We start from the raw sequence: 413 nt of genomic DNA, 5'->3' as shown, positions 1-413 counted from the left end.
CAGGCGTCCCTCAGAAGGTCAATCGCCACGTTCAAGGGCTCTGTCAGAACAAAGGGCGCGGCGGATCGGTCCGGCACCCGCAGCAAGAGCCGGGCCGGCAGCACCAACGCGCTCGTAAAGCCATTGAAGGCGTGCCGCTTGAAGTTAGGGCACGCCTCCGGTTGGTGCGCGAGGCACTTCTCGCATCGGCCACAGGGCGCGGTGGTCCGGACGACCGCGTAGTCCCCGGCGGCCACACCCGAGACATCTTGGCCCACATGCTGAACCCGGCATAGGATCTCGTGTCCCCATGTCCGGAGCGTCCCCGGAAGGTCGCGATAGGCGCCGATGTCGGAGCCGCACACGCCGACCTCGATCACCTCGACGCGCGCATCCGTCCGGCCAAGGGCTGGCACCGGGGGCGCGGGCACAAG

At 68.3% G+C, this 413-nt stretch carries 1 protein-coding gene; it reads right to left on the bottom strand.

Annotated features, from left to right (window positions below):
• Window positions 1-344: alcohol dehydrogenase catalytic domain-containing protein (locus tag R0J87_RS18650; RefSeq protein WP_498888066.1), on the bottom strand; the 344-nt coding region annotated here is incomplete at its 3' end.
• Window positions 345-413 lie beyond the last annotated feature (69 nt).

Source organism: Halomonas sp. SIMBA_159 (assembly GCF_046536035.1).
Classification (GTDB): Bacteria; Pseudomonadota; Gammaproteobacteria; order Pseudomonadales; family Halomonadaceae; genus Vreelandella; species Vreelandella venusta_A.
This window is presented reverse-complemented; position numbering and strand designations above follow the sequence as displayed.